At 35.7% G+C, this 18,781-nt stretch carries 15 protein-coding genes; 6 read left to right on the top strand and 9 right to left on the bottom strand.

What is annotated here, in order from left to right:
* The first annotated feature begins 44 nt into the window (after nucleotides 1-44).
* Nucleotides 45-2,846 carry a GH92 family glycosyl hydrolase gene (locus GFU89_RS09220; RefSeq protein WP_318846846.1) on the top strand — a complete coding sequence of 934 codons (2,802 nt, stop codon included), beginning with the start codon at nucleotides 45-47 and terminating at the stop codon, nucleotides 2,844-2,846.
* Nucleotides 2,847-3,033: 187 nt separating this feature from the next.
* Here the strand turns inward: GFU89_RS09220 and GFU89_RS09215 are convergent, their stop codons facing one another.
* Nucleotides 3,034-3,756 carry a phytanoyl-CoA dioxygenase family protein gene (locus tag GFU89_RS09215; protein ID WP_318846845.1) on the bottom strand — a complete coding sequence of 241 codons (723 nt, stop codon included), beginning with the start codon at nucleotides 3,754-3,756 and terminating at the stop codon, nucleotides 3,034-3,036.
* Nucleotides 3,757-3,762: 6 nt separating this feature from the next.
* On the bottom strand, nucleotides 3,763-5,013 hold the full coding sequence (locus tag GFU89_RS09210; protein ID WP_318846844.1) for a dicarboxylate/amino acid:cation symporter: 1,251 nt from the start codon (nucleotides 5,011-5,013) through the stop codon (nucleotides 3,763-3,765).
* A gap of 220 nt (nucleotides 5,014-5,233) precedes the next feature.
* Here GFU89_RS09210 and GFU89_RS09205 point away from each other — a divergent pair, with 220 nt between their 5' ends.
* From GFU89_RS09205 to GFU89_RS09190, 4 genes are all read left to right on the top strand, one after another.
* A complete protein-coding gene (locus GFU89_RS09205) occupies nucleotides 5,234-5,725 on the top strand; it encodes a BON domain-containing protein (RefSeq protein ID WP_318846843.1) in 492 nt (163 codons plus the stop codon).
* A gap of 6 nt (nucleotides 5,726-5,731) precedes the next feature.
* Nucleotides 5,732-6,151 carry an SH3 domain-containing protein gene (locus tag GFU89_RS09200; RefSeq protein ID WP_047387028.1) on the top strand — a complete coding sequence of 140 codons (420 nt, stop codon included), beginning with the start codon at nucleotides 5,732-5,734 and terminating at the stop codon, nucleotides 6,149-6,151.
* Between the two features lie 96 nt (nucleotides 6,152-6,247).
* A complete protein-coding gene (locus GFU89_RS09195; RefSeq protein WP_318846842.1) occupies nucleotides 6,248-9,013 on the top strand; it encodes a TonB-dependent receptor in 2,766 nt (921 codons plus the stop codon).
* A gap of 129 nt (nucleotides 9,014-9,142) precedes the next feature.
* The gene (locus tag GFU89_RS09190) at nucleotides 9,143-11,002 is read left to right on the top strand and encodes a CocE/NonD family hydrolase (RefSeq protein WP_318846841.1); all 1,860 of its coding nucleotides are present in this window, start codon (nucleotides 9,143-9,145) and stop codon (nucleotides 11,000-11,002) included.
* Nucleotides 11,003-11,225: 223 nt separating this feature from the next.
* Here the strand turns inward: GFU89_RS09190 and GFU89_RS09185 are convergent, their stop codons facing one another.
* From GFU89_RS09185 to speB, 3 genes are all read right to left on the bottom strand, one after another.
* Nucleotides 11,226-11,834: an alpha-ketoglutarate-dependent dioxygenase AlkB family protein gene (locus GFU89_RS09185; protein WP_318847166.1), complete on the bottom strand. Its 609-nt coding sequence runs from the start codon at nucleotides 11,832-11,834 to the stop codon at nucleotides 11,226-11,228.
* Nucleotides 11,835-12,214: 380 nt separating this feature from the next.
* Entirely contained in the window at nucleotides 12,215-13,057 is an 843-nt protein-coding gene (locus GFU89_RS09180; RefSeq protein ID WP_318846840.1) for a methylated-DNA--[protein]-cysteine S-methyltransferase, read from the bottom strand.
* Nucleotides 13,058-13,126: 69 nt separating this feature from the next.
* On the bottom strand, nucleotides 13,127-13,984 hold the full coding sequence (gene speB, locus GFU89_RS09175; RefSeq protein ID WP_318846839.1) for an agmatinase: 858 nt from the start codon (nucleotides 13,982-13,984) through the stop codon (nucleotides 13,127-13,129).
* Between the two features lie 186 nt (nucleotides 13,985-14,170).
* Here speB and GFU89_RS09170 point away from each other — a divergent pair, with 186 nt between their 5' ends.
* Complete coding sequence (locus tag GFU89_RS09170) at nucleotides 14,171-14,830, top strand: HAD family phosphatase (RefSeq protein WP_318846838.1); 660 nt, start codon at nucleotides 14,171-14,173, stop codon at nucleotides 14,828-14,830.
* A gap of 79 nt (nucleotides 14,831-14,909) precedes the next feature.
* Here the strand turns inward: GFU89_RS09170 and GFU89_RS09165 are convergent, their stop codons facing one another.
* The 4 genes from GFU89_RS09165 to GFU89_RS09150 form a co-directional block, all read right to left on the bottom strand.
* Entirely contained in the window at nucleotides 14,910-16,304 is a 1,395-nt protein-coding gene (locus GFU89_RS09165) for a decarboxylase (RefSeq protein WP_047378719.1), read from the bottom strand.
* 122 nt (nucleotides 16,305-16,426) lie between these two features.
* Entirely contained in the window at nucleotides 16,427-17,302 is an 876-nt protein-coding gene (locus tag GFU89_RS09160) for a tyrosine-protein phosphatase (RefSeq protein WP_318846837.1), read from the bottom strand.
* Between the two features lie 92 nt (nucleotides 17,303-17,394).
* The gene (locus tag GFU89_RS09155; RefSeq protein WP_318846836.1) at nucleotides 17,395-18,042 is read right to left on the bottom strand and encodes a thiamine diphosphokinase; all 648 of its coding nucleotides are present in this window, start codon (nucleotides 18,040-18,042) and stop codon (nucleotides 17,395-17,397) included.
* Entirely contained in the window at nucleotides 18,032-18,601 is a 570-nt protein-coding gene (locus GFU89_RS09150) for a cob(I)yrinic acid a,c-diamide adenosyltransferase (RefSeq protein WP_318846835.1), read from the bottom strand. The genes GFU89_RS09155 and GFU89_RS09150 overlap by 11 nt, the downstream gene beginning before the upstream one ends.
* Nucleotides 18,602-18,781 lie beyond the last annotated feature (180 nt).

Below are 18,781 nucleotides of genomic sequence, written 5' to 3'. Positions count from 1 at the left end.
TGTTATGCTGTTTTTCAATATCTTCGCCTTTATAAAATCAGAACATGAAAAAAGGGCTTATAGCATTTTCTTTATTTATTACTCAGGTCATTTCTGCACAGAATTACTCCCAATATGTGAATCCTTTTATAGGAACCGGAGGTCATGGCCATACTTTTCCGGGAGCAATTGTTCCATTCGGGATGGTACAGCTTTCTCCAGATACGAGAATTGATGGAAGCTGGGACGGATGCAGCGGGTATCATTATTCGGATTCCGTGATCTATGGTTTTTCTCATACCCACCTGAACGGAACAGGAGTTTCAGATTATGGAGACATTATGCTGATGCCTACAATGGGAAAGCCAAGTCTTAGCAGTAAAGAGTATTCTTCAAAGTTTTCGCATAAAAATGAAAAAGCGGCTGCCGGATATTACGCAGTAAAATTAGATAAACATAATATTGGAGTGCGTCTGACAACGACAAAAAGAGTCGGTTATCATGAATATACCTTCAATACTGCAGGTGATGCTAATATTATTCTAGATCTCAACCACAGAGATAAACTTCTGGAAGGAGAAGTAAAGATCATTGATGATAAAACCATTGAAGTTTTAAGAAGAAGTGAAGCCTGGGCTACCAACCAATACATCTACGCAAGAATTGAGTTTTCAAAACCTATGAAAGTTTCAAAAAAAGAGGGTAACGGAAAACAGGAAACCAATCTTTTTACAGGAACAAAGCTTGCCCTGGCATTTTCAACCCAAGTTAAAAAAGGAGAAAAAATCAATATAAAAGTGTCCATTTCTCCTACAGGGTATGAAGGGGCAGGAAAAAACATGCTGGCAGAAGGTCAGTCCAAAGATTTTGAAGCTGTAAAAAAACAGGCAGAAGCCAATTGGGATAAAGAGCTTTCAAAAATTGAAGTAAAGTCTGATGATAAAAATAAATTAGCCGTTTTTTACACTGCTCTTTACCATGTTTTCACACAACCGAACATCAATATGGATGCTGACGGAAGATACAGAGGCAGGGATAATAAACTCTACACGGCAAATGGTTTCGATTATTACACCGTCTTTTCACTTTGGGACACCTTCAGAGGTGCTCATCCGTTGATGACTTTAATCGATAGAAAAAGAACTGCAGATTTTATCAACACCTTTATCAAACAATATGAACAGGGTGGAAAACTTCCGGTATGGGAACTGGCTTCCAATGAAACAGAATGTATGATTGGCTATCACTCCGTTTCTGTAATTGCAGATGCAATGGCTAAGGGAATTCAGGGGTTTGATTATGAAAAGGCTTTTCAGGCAGCTAAAGGTTCAGCAATGCAGGATATTTTCGGATTAAATGCTTATAAACAGAATAATTATATCAGTATTGATGATGAACATGAAAGTGTTTCCAAAACGGTAGAATATGCGTATGACGACTGGTGTATTGCCCAAATGGCAAAAATTTTAGGCAAAAAAGAAGATTACCAGTATTTCATGAAGCGTTCTCAAAACTGGAAAAATCTTTATAATCCTAAAACAGGATTTATGCAGCCAAGAAAGAATGGAAACTGGTATGAACCATTTGATCCGAGAGAAGTCAACAACAATTATACGGAAGGAAATTCATGGCATTATTCTTATTCCGTACAACAGGATATTCCCGGTCTTATTGCTGCGCATGGCGGAAAAGAAAAATTTGAACAGTTTATTGATGCCATCTTTACTGCTCCAGATACAACAACAGGAAGAGAGCAGGTAGATATCACAGGATTGATGGGACAATATGCTCAGGGAAATGAGCCAAGCCACCACATTGCTTACCTGTACAATTTTATTGACAAACCTGAAAAAACAGATGCCAAAATAAAATATATCCTTGATAATTTCTATAAAAACACCCCTGACGGATTGATCGGAAATGAAGACTGCGGCCAGATGAGTGCATGGTATATTCTAAGTTCCATGGGAATTTATTCTGTGACTCCAGGATTACCGGAATGGGAAACAACAACGCCTTATTTTGATGAAATCAAACTCCACCTGGAAGATGGCACAACAAAAACCATTACTAAAAACACCGGCAGAGCAGAACTTAAAAAACTTGGTTTCGAAAATGTAAAACCTGTTAAGGACTTTAAATATACTGAACAAACAGCTTCACCTGTGATTGCAGCCGACCGAATCTTTGATTTTTCTACCAAAGTTGAGATCACTCCCTTGAATCCAAATGACAAGGTATATTATATGACCATGGATGAAAGCGACAGCAATAAAAGAAAGACTTTCTCTGCTTATAAAGGACCATTCTCAATCACAAAAACTACCCAAGTAATGGCTTACGCTGAAAGAAGCGGAGAAAAAAGTTCTGTAACCACAGCCAATTTCAACAGAAGACCTAATTATTGGGATATTAATATCCTGTCTAAAGTTACTCCACAGTACAGCGCTACCGGAAAGCTGGCTCTTATCGACGGAATCAGAGGTGATGTCAACTGGAGAAAGGGTGAATGGCATGGCTATCAGGGACAGAATTTTGAAGCAATCATTGATTTTAAATCTCCTCAGCACATCAAATCACTATCTTCCACCTATCTTCAGGACAGCAGAGCATGGATTCTGATGCCTAAAAAAGTGGAATACTACGCTTCCATGAACGGGAAAGATTTTATTCTTCTGAAAACCATTGACAATGACCTTGATCCTAAGGATGAAAAAGTACAGATCAAAGATTTTTCCACAGAGATTCTTCCTACTGAAACCCGATACATCAAAGTAAAAGCATATTACTTTGGAAAACTTCCGGAATGGCACCAGGGAGCCGGAGGTGATGCTTATATTTTCCTTGATGAGATTTCTATAAAGTAAGGAAGATGGGAGAAAGCAAATGGAAGTTTCTATTTGACCAATTACTTCCTGAAGTCTGTTTGCAGAGAATTTAATTTTCAAATTTTAATTAAATAGACTGATATTAATCTATAGACTTTCAAAACTTCTTTCTTCCAGCACCAAGCTTCCAACAAAAAACGCCCTTCGAAAATTCGAAGGGCGTTTTTTAATTCATTCTTTCCGACCATTGCAGAACTTCCGGAAGTTCCATATCAGAAAACTCGATGTGGATGACTCTTCTTTTCTTCCCGTTGGTTGTTCGGTTTGAACCATGAAGTGTCAAAGGTTTCATCATCATAATTCCGCCTTTTTCAACGTTGCAGATTTCTTCTGTTTCAATCGTCCAGTCGATGGTTTCCGGTCTGTAAATGCCTTTTGCGTGAGATTTTGGAACTACTTTCAAAGCTCCGTTATTTTCGTCGGTATCATCCAGATGAATTCTGATGGTATAGATATTTTCCAAAACGTTAAGTGGAGGCTGCACAGCAAACTGATTCTTTTTGGTTGTCCATGGACCGAAATCTGGCAAGTCCAGTTTTTTATCAACAGAAATAGTCAGATCCTGATGATAGGCTACATACCAATTGGAAGTTTCAGGCTTATCAAAATAAATGCTTTTTACCACAAAATAGTGTTCTCCGAAGATTTCTTTAACTACTTTCTGAATGTTTTCATTAAAAACAAGGTCTTTGATTTCCGGAACTTCTTTTAAAAACTGTCTAATTGCAAACAGGTCCTCAGATTTTCTGAAATTCTCTTTTGAAGTGTCTATATGTTGCAGAACGTGATTTATTTCTTCAAGTTCTTTCTGTGAAAACACATTATTGATAACAGCAAAGCCATATTCAAGAATATGGCTTTTATTGTTTTGTAAGTTATTTAAACTCATTGATATTTAAATTTTGTCTAATGGCTCAGTCAACTGTCCTTCCCATTTGGAAACTGCTGAAGTAGCCAATGTATTTCCTAATACATTCGTCATACTTCTACCCATATCACAGAAATGGTCAATTGGTAAAATCAAAGCGATTCCTTCCGGCGGAATACCAAACATAGAACATGTTGCCACGATAATTACCAGAGAAGCTCTCGGAACACCGGCAATTCCTTTTGAAGTAAGCATTAATACCAATAGCATGGTGATCTGCTGTCCAAGGCTCATTTCAATTCCGTAGATCTGTGCAATAAAGATTGAAGCGAATGTCATATACATCATACTTCCATCCAGGTTGAATGAATATCCTAAAGGTAAAATAAAGGACACTACTCTGCTGTTACACCCGAATTTCTCCAATTCTTCCACCAATTTCGGAAATACAGCTTCTGAACTTGTTGTAGAGAAAGCGATCAGTAACGGCTCTTTAATTCTTTTTAACAGATCAAAAAGACGGTTTCCTAAGATGAAATAACCTACCAGTAAGAGTACCAGCCAAAGCACTGCTATAGCAAAGAAGAAGTCTCTCAGATAAATAGCATATACTTTAAAGATTTCAAAACCATTGGTAGCCACTACTGCTGCAATAGCTCCCAATACTCCCAGTGGAGCAAACCACATAATATATCCTACCATTTTAAGGATTGCGTGTGCGATGATATCGAAAAGCTTCACCACAGGTTTAGAATACTCTTCTCCTAAATTCGCCAGTGCAACTCCAAACATCACAGCAAATATCACGATCTGCAATACTTCATTGGTAGCAAAGGCTTCAAATAAACTTTTAGGAATCATATGCTTTACAAAGTCTTCCATAGAAAAACTTTTACTGCTTTTAAGAAGTTCATCAGCAGAAGCTACGTCCTGAATAGGTAATTTTGTGACATGTCCCGGTTCCAGCCAGTTAACGAGGATTAACCCGATAAAAAGGGAAATCAGAGAAGCTGAAATAAACCAAAGCATTGCTTTTGTTCCTACTCTTCCGATCATTTTAATATCACTCATTTTGGCAATACCCACCACCAAGGTTGTAAAAACCAAAGGAGCAATAATCATTTGTACTAATCTGATAAAAACCGTTCCCAACAGTTTTATGTTCTTAGCAAAAGGTTCTGCATTTTCAGGATATTTTACGTGTACAATACCTCCGATTCCTACTCCTACAAGAAGGGCAATGATAATTGCTATAAAAAGTTTATTCTGTCCTTTCATATATATAGTTCAATTTGCGCAAATATAATGGTTTTTCAATTGGCAGGAGATTTTCTTCAAACGGGATTAATTTTACATTAAGTTTTTAATCCCTGAAAATTAAAAGCCTGATTTAGAAAATATTGTAAAAAAATTAAGAAACATTTATTGAATTTTTATTCTTTTGGTACAAATTTTATTATTACATTTGATTGTATAACAACATTAATAAATATACAATATGAAAAAAACTATTGCAATGGCTGCATTAGCTGTAGCTGTATCTTTCGGTGCAATTTCTTGTAAAAAGAAAGTTTCTGATGCCGACCTTCAGACTCAGGCTACAACGGTAGTAACTTCTAATCCCAATGCTTCTGTTGAAGTAAAAGAAGGTGTAGCTCACTTAAGCGGTACTTTCGCAGATCAGCAGTCTAAAGACGCTATGATTGCAAAATTAAAAGCGATCACTGGAGTAAAAGATGTAATGGATATGTCTACTGTAGCTGCTGCTATTACTCCTGCAGCACCAGTTGAAACTGCTTCTGCTGTAGATCCTGCGGTTCAGAAAAAAGTTCAGGATGCGGTGAAGGATTTCCCTTCTGTAAAAGTAGAAGTTGTAAACGGACAGCTTACTCTTACAGGAAATGTTTCCGGCCTACAGGCTAGAAAAATCAAAGAATCTGTAGATGCTTTGAAAATCGGAAAGTATAACAACAACCTAATCGTAAAATAATTTAAAATGAGCGAATTACAAGATAAATATTCAAGCGTAGTTTCAGCAGCACAGTCTGCAGGGATCTCAAATCTTCAGGTTCAGGAGCAGGACGGAATTCTTTATGTTTCCGGAAATGCTTCCAACACTGCGGCTAAAGATGCTGTATGGAATGCTTTAGGAGCTATTGATTCTACTTATTCTGCTTCAGATATCAATATTGATGTACAGGTTGCAGGTCTTACTTCTGGAGCTTCTTTAACAGTAGCAACGGAAGATTCTAACCTGAATATCAGACAGGAACCTTCTACTGAAGCTGCCGTTGTAGGTAAAGCTGCTAAAGGTTCTTCTGTAACGCTGATTGAACAAACTTCTGATGACTGGTGGAAAGTGAAAACAGCTGACGGCCAGGAAGGATATGCTTATTCAAGATATTTAAGAGCATAATTTTTATTAAAAAATAATAAATTTTCACAAATAAAGCATAGAAACATCCCAATTTTGGGATGTTTTTATATTTTTACGGCTCTGAAAAAAAAACTAATGAAGAAAACTTTGGTGCTATTGGCTTTGATGTTCACAGCCTTTATTCTGCATGCACAAAAATTGCACATCGATGGAAAAATATCAGATTCTGAAAAGAAAGCGATAGAAAATGCCACCGTTTACCTTTTGAAAGAAAAAGATTCATCCATTATCAATTACACAGCCACCAATAAAGAAGGAAAATTTTCTCTGAAGATTGATGATGTAAAAGAACCTTCCATTTTGAAAATTGATGCTGATAAATTATCGTCTTATTCGAAAAAATTTGAAAAAATAGATCAGCCCTTATCTTTAGGAGATATCCAGCTTGAGAAACAAAGTATTGTCAACAATATTGATGAGGTAAAAATCACGGCATCGCCGGTAAAAATTAAAAAAGACACCATTGAATTCAGCGCAGCGGCAATAAAAGTAAGACCTGACAGTAAAATAGAGGAACTTCTGAAGCAAATTCCCGGTGTAGAAATCAGTAATGATGGAAAAATTACAGTCAACGGAAAGGAAGTGGATCAAATTATGATCAACGGAAAGCCTTTCTTTGATAAAGATGGTAAAATTGCCCTTCAAAACTTACCGGCAGATATCATCAAGAATATTCAGTTTACAACAACCAAGACAAAGGAAGAAGAATTGAGCGGGAAAGCTGCCCAATCTCAAAATACCACCATCAATTTTAATATTGACGAAAAGAAAAATAAAGGATTGCTGACAAGGCTTACGGTCGGCTACGGATCGGATAAACGGTATGAAGCAAGCGGGCTGGCCAGTTATTTTAAAGGCGATACCAAAGTAAGTATTCTTGCTTCTTCCAATAATATCAACTCACAAGGGTTTTCCAGGGATGAGGTTTTTGACAGTATGGGGAATGGCCGGAATGCATGGATGATGCAGGGTGGATCAGTATCAACGATAGGAAATGTGACGTATTACAACCAGGGAGGCGGTACAAGAGGAATTCAGCGTTCTACAACCATTGGATTGAATTACAGTGATAAAATGGGGAAAAATGCTGATCTGGATTCTTTCAGTCTGATGCATTCGGATTCTAATACAGAGTCGAGATCCAAAGTTTCCAGATCCACTCTTCTACCCAATTATACGCTTCAGACCAATTCTGAAAGTAATGGAGAAAATGAATCTAAGCAGTACAGCTTTGATACTTCGGTCAAAATCAAACTAGATTCTATGACAAGTGTTTATTTTTCCCCGAGATTTACTAAAAACAGCAGTTTTAGTTTCAATAATTCACAATCATCTACTTTGAAGAATGGCAGTCTTCTGAATGAAAGCAACTCCTATTCAAGTAATGATTCGGAAAACAATTCATTTAATCCTTACATCTATTTTTCCAGAAAATTCAAGAAAAAGGGACGTGTACTTTCAGCCAATATGAACAGTTCTATTTCTGAGTCTAAAAGGGATAATCTAAGCCAATCCCAGAATACATTTTATGATGAAAACGGGATAACAAAAGATAATCGTGATCAATTAGCCAAAAATAAAAATCAGAACAGCTCATTCAATTTCAGTGCAGGATATTCAGAACCCATTTCCGATTCGTCCAGTGTAAATTTTAAAATAAAATATGAAGCGAGATCAGCGAGGGATTTAAGGAATGTAAACGATTTTGATAATACTACCGGAGATTATACTAAATTCAATCAGCTTTTATCAAATAATATGAAACAGAGAATCAATCAGATCTCTCCTGAATTGAGCTATCAGATCAATAAAAATAAACTAAACTTCTGGGCTTCGGTGAATCTTGATATTTCTGATATGAAAGTTAACTCCATCTATAATGGACAGCAATATGACCTGCAGAAAAATTTCGTATTGCCTGAATATAATCTCAACCTTTACTATCAGCTTGGAGAAGGTAAAACCTTAAGTATCTATAATTACTCTAACTTCAACATTCCGACTGCAGAACAGCTGACTCCTTATAAAGATGAATCCAATCCTTTGATTACCTATCAAGGAAATCCCAATTTGAAAAATACCTGGATCAACAATCTTTACCTGTATTTCAATAATTATAATAAAGTAAAAAACCTCAGCTACTATTTCAATATTGGTTTTACTTACAGAAATAACGACATCATTAATTTTTCTACCTATGATAATGCAGGAAAACAAGTGGTGACTTATAACAACGTAAGCGGAAATAAAAGCATTAATGCCGGCGGGGGCTTCAGTAAAAACCTGAAATGGAAAAATAACAAACTGACCATTAACCCGACATTCAACATGAATTACAATTACAATAATGGTTTTGTTGACGGACAATCTTTTACCAGCAGCTCATACAATCTAAATCCTGGTCTTAATCTTGTGTATGAGATCAAAGATAAAATGACCATAAAACCTTCTTACCGACTTGGATACAGCTTCTCAAATTATACCAATTATAATTTAAAAAGTGTGAATACAGCCAACCAGTCATTAAAACTGGAACTGACCAATTATATGCTGAAGGGCGGATTTGTGTTTGGAAACGACTTTGAATATAATACCAATTCCAATATTGCTCCAGGGTTTAAAAAAGATTTCTATTTCTGGAATACCAGTCTGGGCTATTCATTCTACAAAAAACAGTTTACAGCAAAAGTGAAGATTTATGATGTTTTAAATCAAAATCAAAGCGTAAGAAGAACAATCACAGATTCTTATTTTGAAGACCGTGAAGATCTGATCCTGAAACGATACATCATGTTCTCTATCAGCATGAAACTGAACAAGTTTGCAGGTAAAAAACTGTAAAGAAAGCAACACCATACTTTTATATATATATTTTTGATAATGGCCGGATATTTCCGGCTATTTTTATGAATACAGAGAAGATTGATCAATAACAGTGTTTTTATTTTTAAATTAGCAGTAAATTTTTTTATGAAGATCCATATTTCAGTATTATGTATTCTTTTTTTCATTCTTGGAAAAGCTCAGAAGACGGAACAGAAAGATACTTTCGTTAAAGACAATTTCACCAAGAAAGAATTTTATATTCCGATGCGTGATGGAGTGAAGCTTTTCACAGCTGTATATATCCCGAAAGATATATCAAACAAAAACAAATATCCGTTTCTGATGCAGAGAACCTGCTACAGCATCGCCCCATACGGAGAAAATGAATATAAAACAAAGGTAGGTCCCAATACTTATCTTATGAAAGACAAGTATATTTTTGTGTATCAGGATGTACGCGGAAGATATATGAGTGAGGGTACTTTTACCAATATGACTCCACAGGTAGAACGTAAAACCAAAAAAGATGTTGATGAAAGTACAGATACGTATGATACCATCGAATGGCTTTTGAAAAATGTAAAGGACAATAATGGTAAAGCTGGTCAGTTCGGAACATCTTATCCGGGATTTTATACTGCTGTAGGAACATTGTCACAACACCCTGCATTAGTAGCTTCTTCGCCTCAGGCACCTATCTCAGATTTCTGGAATGATGATTTTCTTCACAACGGAAGGTTTATGTTAGGCTATTTCAGAACATTCCCTGTTTTTGGAGTTCAGAAAACACAACCTGAAAAACAGGCCTGGTATATGGATTCTTTCATCAAACAGACTTCTGAAGACGGATTAAAATTCTACAGAGACATGGGTACCCTGAAAGAGGGGTATGAAAAATATTATAAGAATAATTTCTTCATGACAGAAATAATGAATCATACCAATTATGATGAATTCTGGCAAAAAAGAGGCCTTCTTCCTCATTTGAAGAACATCAATCACGCTGTAATGACTGTTGGGGGATGGTTTGATGCAGAAGATCTTTCCGGTCCTCTGAATATTTATAAAACAATTGAAAAAACAAGTCCTAAGGCTAAAAACACGATAGTAATGGGACCTTTCTCTCACGGTGGATGGTCTCAGGAGCAAGGGAAACATTTCCACAGTGAAACCTATTTTGGAGACAGTATTGCAACCTACTACCAGAAAAATATTGAAACAAAATTCTTCAACCACTATTTAAAAGGAAATACAAAAGAAGATGCCGGACTTCCTGAAGCACTGATGTATGACACCGGAGCTAAAGAATGGAAGGAATTTACTTCTTACCCTCCTAAAAATGCTCAGAAAGTTAATTTTTATTTAGCAGATAAAACCCTGAAAAAAACTTCCGGGCAAGGATATTCTGAATATTACAGTGATCCTAATAATCCTGTTTTAAGTTCAGATCACTTAAAAGATTTCAATGGCTTTACTCCAAAAAATTATATGTCGGAAGACCAGAGATTTGCAGTCGGAAGACCTGATGTATTGACTTTCACAACAGATGTTCTGACGGAAGATATGGCATTTGCCGGAGAGATCATGGCCAAACTGAATATTGCATCTTCTTCTACAGATGCGGATTTTGCGGTAAAACTAATTGACGTTTACCCTGAAGATTTCAAACCTGCAGAAAAGAAAGATGGCGTTATCTATGGTAACTATCATCAGATGGTAAGAAGTGAAATAATGCCTGCCAGATTCAGAAATACTAAAGAAAAAGGAGAAGCTTTGATTCCTAATCAGAAAACAGCTGTTAATTTCAGACTTCAGGATGTGGTTCACACCTTCAAAAAAGGACATAAAATCCAGATTCAGATCAGCAGTACATGGTTCCCGCTTTTCGCTATCAATCCACAGAAGTTTATGGATAATCCCAATTTTGCAACCAAAGAGGATTATACCAAAGCGTTTATTAAAGTATATGATGACAGCTCTATAGAAGCTGAAGTTTTAAAATAAATTGGAAAAGCTGTTCAAACGAACAGCTTTTTTATTTTTCAGGTTTTGGCTAAAGCCGGATGAATTTATTCTTTTTGTTTAGTGGGCTAAAGCCCATTCCTATTGATAGAAATGATTAGCTTAATTTTCGATAATCAAAAATTAAAGTCTGCGTAATCGATCTAATCTGTATTGAGATTCCTACGGAATGACAAACGTTGTGGGTAACGTCTCTCTAAAAAAATTATTCTTCAATGGTTCTGAAAGTAAGGTTTACTCTGGGAGTTTTCACTTTTGTAGTGGGTGGAAGCCTGTGAAGCCAATGGTCCTGAGTAGTTCCTTTCATAACTAATAAACTTCCGTTTTCAAGGAATATTTCTACTTTTTCTTTGGTAGTTTTATGTTTAAATAAGAATTTTCGTTCTGCTCCAAAGGTCAGAGAAGCAATGGCACCATGTTTCTTCAAATCCGTTTCACCATCGCTGTGATAGGCCATTCCTTCGCTCCCGTCATGATATAAATTGAGCAGACATGAATTGTAGGTTTCTCCTGAAACCTCTTCACATTTTTTCTTTAATTCCAGTAATTCGGGAGTCCAGAATTTGGCATATTTTGTTCGTTTAGAATACGTATATTCAAAAGGCTTTTCGCCGAACCAAGCCACTTTACGTTTCGTTAAAATCAGTTTTCCAAAGATCATTGCTTCATCATTTTCCCAGGGAATCTGGTTCAGCAAATAGGTATAAAAAGAATCAGAAAGTTCTTTAGAGAAAACCTTTCCGTAATAATGAACAGTTCCGTCATTCGGAAGTATATTGATTGGATAGTCTGATATTTCTTCGAAGAGGCTCATCATAGTTTTTTAATTTAAATGCTTTTGTTTTGTAAAAGGTACGATGTAAAATGTATTTATTATTTCTATAATTAAACACAAATTACACCAATATTTTTCATAAATGACACAGTAACTTTTGTATCAATAGAAACTGACTTTAGCCCGTTTAATAAAAAATGATTTAATCTATTGGCTTTAGCCAAAACTTAAGGCTCAATATTTTTCAACCGCAAAAGTCATAAAAGTTCTAATATATTTAAGTAACAAGATTCATGCATAAAAGTATACTAAAGTCTTCAAAAATCTTTGATTTTCTTTTGTGAGCTTTATAACAGATAATTTTTAATCTTATTATCCATCTCTCAAAATCCTTTTGTGTCTTTTGTGGTAAAAATACGTTACGAATACATCTGTGAACCTTCCCAGCCAACAATCATCTGTTTTCTATCGCTTCCCCAACGGTATCCTCCAAGATGTCCGGTAGACTGAATCACACGGTGACATGGGATAAGAAATGCAACAGGATTACTTCCAATAGCTGTTCCTACCGCTCTGGATGCTTTAGGATTTCCTATTTTTTCAGCCAGGCTGCCATAAGTAGACAGTTTCCCCATAGGGATTGTCAGCAGACTTTCCCAGACTTTAAGCTGAAAATCGGTTCCTTTTAAATGTAATTTTATAGTATTGAGTTTTGTCCAGTCTTTATCGAATATGGACAGTGCATTCTTTTGAAGCGCATCCTGGTGCTCTGTAAAAGAAGCATTGGGAAACTTTTGTTTCAGCTCCCCGAATGCTGTTTCTTTATTGTCTTCAAAAGCCATATAGCAGATTCCTTTTTCTGTAGAAGCTACTATTATATTTCCGAAAGGACTTTCAGAAAAGCTGTAATGAATACTAAGGCTTTTTCCGCCATTTTTATATTCTGCCGGAGACATTCCTTCTACCTTCACAAACAGGTCATGAAGCCTGCTGGTACTGGAGAATCCTGTCTCGTAAGCGGTATCAAACAAACTTGCTTTTTCTTCCTTCAATAAGCTTTTGGCATATTCAAGACTGATGAACTGCAAAAACTTTTTCGGACTTGTTCCTGCCCAATCTGTAAAGATCTTCTGAAAATGGGCGGGACTTAAGTGAATATTCTCTGCCACTTCCTCCAAACTTGGCTGAAGCCTGAAATTGCTCTGGATATATTCTATTGCCTTCGCAATTCTGTTATAATCTATCTGACTTTGTGTGGACATTGTATTGTTATTTTACCTCACAAATTTCCAAAGAATATACGGCAGAAAAAATCCGATTCTTGCGGAATATTAGTTGTTGTTATAAATATCGTTATAAGCAAGCATTTTATAATATAACTTAGCCGCAAGGAAAGCGGTTGGCTTAGCCATTGGAGAATCCATTAATTCTACAATATCAAATGCTACTACGTTACATTTTTCAAATACTTTTCTTAACAATTCCAGCGTTGGATACCATTGTAGCCCACCTGGCTCAGGAGTTCCTGTAGAAGGAGCAATAGAAGGATCAAAAGCATCAAGATCTATTGTAATATATACGTTTCCTGAAACTTTTTCCAATACATCATTCACCCAGTTCTCGTTGTTTGCAATCTCGTGAGCAAAGAACACTCTACCTTCCGGTAAATACTGAGCTTCTTCCACATCCATAGAACGGATTCCCACCTGAACTAAGTTATGCTTCTGGTTAGCTTCAAACACTGCACAAGCATGGTTAGAAGTAGAACCGTGGAATTCAGGACGTAAGTCTGTATGAGCATCCAACTGAAGAACTGTAAGGTTTTCAAATTTCTCTCCTACTGCACGGATAGAACCGATAGACACAGAGTGTTCACCTCCAAATAAAGTAAATACTTTCCCTTCATGATTCAAAAGTTCTTTGGTTTTCTGGTAAACAGCTTCTGTCATAGCCTCCGGACTGGAGTTTTCAGAAATTTCTCCTGCCAGATATACTCCCTGAAGATAAGGTTCTGTTTGGGTTTCAATATCATAAAGCTCCATGTTTTCAGAAGCATCTAAGAATAATTCAGGCCCTTTATCAGCTCCTTTTCCCCATGTTGAAGTTCCATCGTAAGGAACAGTTACCAACATTACTTTCGAATTCTCTAGCGTTGCGTTTTCCTCGGGAATTCCTGCGTATGTTTTCATATATAATTATTAATTAAAAAATTAAATGATTGAAAGATTAAATGATTTCACAAAGATACAAAATAGTACCTGAGTTATAAATAATGAACGGTTTGTTATGAATTTTTAACCTTCCTTTCTGTTTTTTAAATTTTTAAATCTTTCAATGTTTAAATTTTAAAGTTATTTTTGCACAAAACTTTTAATATGTCTTTAAAAGCTGTTCTTTTCGATATGGATGGAGTGATTGTAGATACAGAGCCATTGCATAGAAAAGCTTATTTCAAAACGTTTGATGAATTGGAAATTGCGGTTTCCGAAGAGCTGTACACCTCTTTTACCGGAGCTTCTACCAAAAGAGTTTCTGAAACTTTAATCAATGAATTTAATTTAAATCAGACTTACGAATCCATTGCAGGAATCAAAAGGTCTCATTTCAAAGATTATTTTTATAATGACGATGAATTTGATTTAATTCCCGGGGTAAGAAAACTGATTGAACATTATCATGAAAATGGAATAAAGCTTATTCTGGCTTCTTCAGCTACCATGGTAACGATCAATATGGTTTTTGAAAAATTCGGTTTGGAAAAATATTTCAGCGGAAAAATCAGCGGTGCCGATTTAAAAGAATCAAAACCTCATCCTGAAGTTTTTTTACTGGCTGCAGAAATGGCAGGTGAACCTGTTGAAAACTGTATGGTAATTGAAGATTCTACCAACGGAATTCTCGCTGCACATCGGGCTAAAATTTTCTGTGCGGCCTACAGAAGTCCTCATTCAAAAAATCAGGATTATACATTGGCAGACACCGTAGTTTCTGATTATGAAGAATTGGAACTGGATAAAATTTCAAAATATTTCTAAATAAAAAGCTCTCAGAATCTGAGAGCTTTATTTTATAAGTTTTGGCTAAAGCCAATTGACTTTTTTATTGATTATAAAATTATTTATACCCAAGAATTTTCAGGATATCTTCCGGTTCCTGTTTCTCACGGAAAATTTCATATTGCAACTCTCCGTTTTCATCCTTTTGAATCAGGACGTGTCTCGGCTGGGGCATCAGACAGTGGTGTACACCACCATATCCTCCAATCGTTTCCTGGTATGCTCCTGTATGGAAGAATCCGATATACAATGGCTTGGTATCACTGAAAACCGGTAAATAAATTGCATTGGTATGCTGTTCAGAGTTATAATAATCATCTGAGTCACAGGTTAATCCTCCTAAGAATACCCTTTCATAAGAATCTTCCCAACGGTTTAACGGAAGCATGATAAAGTGTCTTGAAATTGCCCATGTATCAGGAAGAGTGGTCATGAAAGAAGAGTCAATCATATTCCATTTTTCTCTGTCATTCTGACGTTTCTGAGAAATGATCTTATAAAGATTCGCGCCGCTTTCCCCTACCGTAAAGCTTCCAAATTCCGTATAAATATTCGGTTCTTCTACTCCTTCTTCTTCACAGAATTTCTTGATCTGAGAAACAATCTCTTCTACCATATACTGATAGTCATAATCAAAGTTCAAAGAAGTTTTGATTGGGAATCCTCCTCCGATATTCAATGAATTCACTTCAGGAGCGATTTTCTTCAAACGTGCGTAGACACGAAGACATTTATACAATTCATTCCAGTAGTAAGAGGTATCCTTGATCCCCGTATTGATGAAGAAGTGAAGCATTTTCAATCTTGCATTCGGGTGTTCGGCAATCTTCTGACTGTAATAAGGAATAATATCTTTATATCCGATTCCTAATCTTGAAGTATAGAACTCGAATTTCGGTTCTTCTTCTGATGCGATTCTGATTCCGATATTAAAAGTAGAATCAATGCTTTCCGTAAGTTTGTCCAATTCTCTGTAATTATCCAGAATTGGGGTAATATTTTCAAAACCGTTGTTGATCATATCTGAAATATTTGTCAGATAATCATCAGTTTTGAAACCATTACAGATTACTTCAATGTTTTTATCTACCTTCCCTTTTTCGTAAAGAGATTTTACAATATCCATATCATAAGCAGAAGATGTTTCTATCGAAATATCATTCTTTAAAGCTTCTTCCAATACAAAATTGAAATGACTGGATTTTGTGCAATAGCAATAGGTATAATTCTTTTTATATCCGGTTTTTTCAAAAGCTTCTTTGAACCAGCTTTTGGCCTTCTGAATATTTTGAGAAATTCTCGGCAGATAGCTAATCTTTAGCGGAGTGCCAAATTGTTCAACTACATCCATCAATGGAACGTCGTGGAACAACAAATTGTTCTCAGATACATTAAATTCCTCTGTAGGAAAATATAATGTCTGATCAATAAGTTCCGAGTACTTTATTTTCATTTCTAAACAAGTGAATTAAGAAATGCAAAATTGCTAAAAAAGTTTGATTTTTGGGTGTTAAAATTATTATAATTTTAAATTAAGACCTAATATCATATCCTGCAAAAATTTATCTCTGATAATCAATAGGTAAACTTTTGAATATACGCTGTTCTTTTCGTATCTGAAATCCCTAATACCTGCTGAATATAGGCATCTGTAGAGCCATACTTTTTATTGATCTCTTCAAAAGCAGCATCAAGGTATCTTTTTTCTACCCAACTCAGTTTTTCAAGCACCTTTAAATCCATCTTTGGATAGATAAAATGTAAGCGATTGGCAAGACGAAGTCTTTTCTGAATAATATCTTTTCTGTAGTTATTGGATAGAAGATATTCATTATAAATGGTTTCTTTATCAAACTTCAAAATCGTTAAGATGAGCGCGGTGGTAATCCCGGTTCTATCTTTTCCCGCAGTACAGTGATACAAAACCGGATCTTCAGATTCCAGAATCTCTGTAATGATTTTCTTGATGGTTTCAGGATTTTCCGTAACATATTCACGATAGAAATCGATCATTCTTTTGTCTGCATCAGAAGCATTCACTTTACCTTTAAGGACAAGTTTTTTCGCCTGAGCAAGCTGATCACCTTCATCTTCAAACGCGGAATATTTTTTATAGGTTACCGATGCAGGAAGCTGATCCGGGTTCTGCGAGATTTCCTTAGAATTTCTAAGATCAATAACTTCTTTTATGCCCAGTTTTTCCATATCATCAAAGGATTTCTTTTTCAGCTGGTGAAGATGGGCACTTCTATAGAACCTTCCCTCTTTTAAAGTTCTTCCTTCTGTATTTTTAATATTTCCAACCGTTCGGAAATTATTCACTTTTTTAATATGAATTACTTTTTCAGTTTCATTTTTACCATATTCAGGTGTTTCAAAATGTTGTGTTTTGCATGAGAAAATACAGCATAATGAAATGGTGAAAACTGATATTTTAATTAATCTATTCAATTGTTTTTAATAAGTTTTGGCTAAAGCCAGTGGATTCGTATTTTTATCAAATGGGCTAAAGCCCATTTCTATTGATATATAATCAGATCCTTTTAATAGATTGCTGGATATTCTATTTCATTGATTCCTACAAATAATAAAACATCACCTGATTTATATTCTATGGAAATCTCATCTTCAACAGCAAAATTTCGGGTTCCTATTCTTGAGGTAATACTTAGAGTTTCATTCGTCAATGGCCAGTTGAGTCCTTGAATGGTTATATTATTCACCGATGGAAATGGATAGAGAGAAATCATTCTATTTTTCGTTCCTTCCAATTTAAAATGATTGGGAATAAAATAATATTCTGAAAATTCATCAAAAAATTTAATATTCATCCGATCTTTAAATGTATAAGCAACGGTGAGATTTCCAAGAAAATGATCCTGTTCGCCCCCACTTCCTCCAAAAACATCAATTTCCGAAAAGCCTCTTTCCAGAATAATTTCCAAGGCTTTGTGAAAATCTGTTTTTTCCTGATCCAATGTAAGGATAAATTTTCCTTGATACATATCTTCGTCTGATCCGGAATGCGAATCAAAATCACCAGATATAAAATCCAGCTTACCCAAGGGAAAGCTCAGTCTTTTTAGATAATGAAAAGCCCCGTCTGTACAGGCAATCAAACCATAGTTTTCCGGATTTGGTAACGAATTGGGAGCATCTCCGTTGATGAAAAGTAATGCTTTATCTTTCATTCGGGTTCCAGTATTCTTCCGGTTCGTTGTTCAGTTTTGAAATATATCTTGCCAACACAAAAAGATAATCTGAAAGTCTGTTTAAATATTTAATCAATTCAGGACGTACTTCTTCTGATTCATTCAAAAATACCAATGAACGCTCTGCTCTTCTGCAGATGGTTCTTGCAGCGTGCAGAAAAGTTGCAGATTTTCCACCTCCTGGAAGGATAAAATATTGAAGCGGTTCAAGTTTGTCTTCAAAAGCATCCATCCACTGTTCCAGTTCTTCAATTTCTGTTTCTGAAATAATGATCGGCAGACGTGATTTTCCGTTGGCCAGCATCAGTTTATCTACAGGTGTAGCAGCCTCAGAACCTACAGTAAACAAGTCAAACTGTATTTTCTTCAATTGTCTCAACACTTCTTCATCTTCAATATGGCTTTTTGCAATCCCAATGAATGAATTCAGTTCATCTATATTTCCATAACTGTCTACTCTTGCGCTGGCTTTGGAAACTCTTGTTCCGCCATATAATGCCGTCTGACCTTTATCTCCTGTTTTCGTATAAATTTTCATACTACTAAAATACCTTTTTTTGTATAAAGTACAATGTAAAAAGTAGTAATAACCGCCTATTCTGCCTGAAAAATAATTAGCTGACATTAGGAGTTAATGTCAGCTACTATTTGTATATCTGGGTTCTATATCTTTTGAGATTGCTTATTCTTTGTTAAACATGACCAAGCAAATGTCTAT

It is taken from the genome of Chryseobacterium sp. JV558 (genome assembly GCF_033712365.1).
Lineage (GTDB): Bacteria > Bacteroidota > Bacteroidia > Flavobacteriales > Weeksellaceae > Chryseobacterium.
This window is presented reverse-complemented; position numbering and strand designations above follow the sequence as displayed.